A 3,805-nucleotide genomic window follows, 5' to 3' on the forward strand; every position below is an offset into this window, starting at 1 on the left:
GCAGCGAACACCGGAAACGCGTCATACAACTCACGCCCCATCCCCACCCGCTGCGCACCCTGCCCCGTGAACAAGAACGCCACCCGACCACCCGACACCGCACGCCCCGACACCACACCCGACACCCCACGCCCCTCCACCAACGCCACCAACCCCGCCACCAACCCCTCCCGATCAGCACCCACCACCACCGCACGGTGGTCCATGGAGGCACGGGTGGTCAGCAGCGAGCGCGCCAGGTCGGCGACCGGGAGCTCCGGGTCGGCGGCGAGCAGGTCACGGAGCCGGGCGCCCTGGGCGGACAGCGCGGCCGGGGTCCGGGCGGACAGCACCAGCGGGTAGGCCGCCGCGGCGTCCGGTTCCCGGTGCGGGGCCGGTACGGGCTCCGCCTGTTCCAGGATCAGGTGGGCGTTGGTGCCGCTGATCCCGAACGAGGAGACGGCGGCCCGACGCGGACCCTCCCCCTCCCAACTCCGGTGCTCCGTGAGCAGCTCCACCGTCCCCGCGGACCAGTCGACGTGCGGCGACGGCTCGTCCACGTGCAGGGTCTTCGGCAGCTCGCCGCGGCGCAGCGCCTCCACCATCTTGATCACGCCACCGACCCCGGCCGCGGCCTGGGTGTGGCCGATGTTGGACTTCAACGAGCCCAGCCAGAGCGGCCGTTCGGCACTGTGCTCGGCCCCGTAGGTCGCGATCAGCGCCTGCGCCTCGATCGGGTCACCCAGCGTCGTGCCGGTGCCGTGCGCCTCCAGGTGGTTCCACCGGCGTCGGAGGAGAAGGACCGGCAGCGGCCGTCGGGGGCCAGGGCGCGCTGGCGGCTGAACTCGACGAAGGTGTGGGGGCTCGACATCACGGTGACGCCACCGGCCAGCGCGAGCGTGCACTCGCCGCGCCGCAGTGCCTGGGCGGCCAGGTGGACCGCCACCAGCGAGGACGAGCACGCCGTGTCGACCGTCACCGCCGGACCCTCCAGGCCCAGCGTGTAGGCGACCCGGCCCGAGAGCACGCTCGCGGTGCTGCCGGTCAGCAGGTAGCCCTCGTACTCCTCGGCGGCGTTCGCCGCCCGGGCCCCGTAGTCGCTGTACATCGCACCGGCGAAGACGCCGGTCCGGGTGCCGCGCAGCGCGTCCGGCTCCACCCGGGCGCTCTCGCACGCCTCCCAGGCGGTCTCCAGCAGCAGCCGCTGCTGCGGGTCCATCGCGGCGGCCTCGCGCGGCGAGATGCCGAAGAACTCGGCGTCGAAGCGATCGGCGTCGTGCAGGAAGCCGCCCTCGCGGCAGTACGAGGTGCCGACCCGCTCCGGGTCCGGGTCGTAGAGCGCGTCGAGGTCCCAGCCGCGGTTGACGGGGAAGCCGGTGACGGCGTCCCGGCCCTCGGCGACCAGCCGCCACAGGTCCTCCGGCGAGGCGACCCCGCCGGGGTAGCGGCAGGCCATGCCGATGACGGCGATCGGCTCGTCGTTCGCCGCGATCGGCGCGGTGTCGGCCGGGGTTCCGGTCTCGGACGGGCCGGTGCCGCCCGCGAGTTCGAGCAGCAGCGCCGTGAGCGCGGCGGGGGTGGGGTGGTCGAAGACCACCGTCGCGGGGAGCCGGACCCCGGCGGCCGCGTTGATTCGGTTGCGCAGTTCCACGCCGGTCAGCGAGTCGAAGCCGAGCTCCTTGAAGCTCAGCTCAGCGTCGACCGCGGCGGGATCGCCGTGGCCGAGCACCGAGGCCACCGTGGAATTCACCAACTCCCTTGCGGCAGAAAGCCGTTCGTCCGAGCTGAGGCCAGCGGTGCGGGCCGTCCAGGCGCTCTCCGCACCTGCCGCACCACCTGCCGCGCCGCCCGCCCGCTGCCGGACCGGACGGCGTCCGGCCGGTCGCAGCACGGCGGGCAGCAGGCCCTCCTCGGCCCGGGTGTGCAGCGCGGCGGCGTCGAACCGGGCCGGGACGAGCAGCGGCCGGCCCGCGGTGAGCGCGGCATCGAACAGCGCCAGTCCCTCCTCGTCGGCGAGCGGCTCGATGCCGTTGCGCCGCCAACGGGCCAGTTCGGCGTCGCCCAGTCCGCCGCCCATGCCGTCGGCGGTCGCCCAGAGGCTCCAGGCGAGCGAGAGGGCGGGCAGGCCGAGGGCGTGGCGGTGCTGGGCGAGGGCGTCCAGGTAGGTGTTGGCGGCGGCGTAGTTGGCCTGGCCGGGGTTGGTCAGGGTCTCCACCGTGGCGTCGTCGAGGACGCCCGCGGCGTGCACGACCGCCGTCAGCGGGTGCTCCGCCGGAACGCCGTCCAGCAGCCGCTCCACCGCAGCCCGGTCCGCGACGTCACACGCCACCACCACCGCCTTTGCGCCCAACTCCCCCAGCTCCGCGACCAGTTCGGCCGCACCCGGCGCCTCCCCACCCCGACGGCTCACCAGCAGCAGGTGCCGCACCCCGTACGCCGACGCACACCGTCCGCATCCACGTCCACGTCCACGTCCACCAGCGCGAAACGGCCCGGGTGTTCGGACTGCGCGGTGCGGACGAGCCCCCACAGGGCGGCCGCGGCGAGGTCGGGCACCGTGTCGTCCGGGCGGGCCGCGACCGCGCCGCGGGTGACGAACACCAGCCGCGAGTCGGCGAACCGCTCGTCCGCGAGCCAGGACCGGATGAGCGTCAGCGCGTGCGCCACCAGCGGCCCCGGGTCCGCGGGGTCGCCCGGGCCGCATACGACCGCGACGTTCTCCGGCACGTCGACGGCCGACGGCGCAGCCGACAGCGCGGCCGACAACTCGGCCGGATCGGCGTAACGGGGCGCGTCCGACAGCAGCGCGGTGCCGTCCGGGCCGAGCACGGCCCAGCCACCGGACGGTGCCGCGGCCGCCGCCGTGACCCACTCCACCTGGTGCAGCGAGCGCGCCGCGCCCGCGGCGGCCGTACCGGCCGGGGCCGGGCGCAGGGCGAGCAGGTCCGCGGTCAGGACGGGCGCTCCGGCTGCGTCGGCGGCGACCAGCGCCACCGTGTCCGGCCCGGCGGGCGACCAGTGCACCCGCAGCTCGGTCGCCCCGGTCGCGTGCAACCGGACCCCGCTCCACGAGAACGGCAGCAGCGTCCGGTCCCCGGCCAGGCTCAGCACCACCGGGTGCAGCGCGGCGTCGAGCAGCGCCGGGTGCACGCCGTAGCGGTCGGCCGCCGCCTCCTGCCCGGCGGGCAGGCCGATCTCGGCGAACAGTTCGTCGCCGCGCCGCCACACGGCCCGCAGCCCCTGGAACGCCGGGCCGTACTGGTAGCCGAGCGCCTCCAACTGCGGGTACGCGTCCTCCACCGGCACCGCGGTCGCCCCGGCCGGGGGCCAGGACGCGAGCGTGTCGGCCGGTGCGTCGGCCGCGGGCTCCAGCAGGCCGGTGGCATGCCGCGTCCACTCGACGGGCGGGACCGACGCGGCGGGCGCGGAGTGGATACCGACGGTGCGGCGGCCTGCCGCGTCCGGGCTGCCGACCGCGACCTGGAGCCGGACGCCGCCCGAGGCGGGGAGCGGCAGCGGCGCCTCGATGGTCAGCTCGGCGACCCGGTCGCAGCCCGCCCGGTCGGCGGCGGCCAGGGCGAACTCCAGGAACGCCGTCCCCGGCAGCAGGGTCGTTCCGGCGACCGTGTGGTCGGCCAGCCAGGGGTGGCTGCCGATCGCGAGCCGTCCGGTCAGCAGCAGGCCGCCGTCCTCGGCCGGTTCGACGGCGGCGCCGAGCAGCGGGTGTCCGGTGCGGTCCAGGCCGAGGCGCTCCGCACCCGCCGTCGCGGACGAGGGCTCCAACCAGTACCGGCGGTGCTGGAAGGCATACGTCGGCAGGTCCACC

Annotated in this window: 1 pseudogene; it reads right to left on the minus strand. The window is 76.0% G+C overall.

Annotated elements, in window-relative coordinates:
• Positions 1-3,805 (minus strand): annotated as a pseudogene (locus OO57_RS47550) (type I polyketide synthase); the annotation flags it as partial.

Origin of the sequence: Kitasatospora phosalacinea (assembly GCF_000717185.1) — a bacterium.
In the GTDB taxonomy this organism is placed as follows: Bacteria; Actinomycetota; Actinomycetes; order Streptomycetales; family Streptomycetaceae; genus Kitasatospora; species Kitasatospora phosalacinea_A.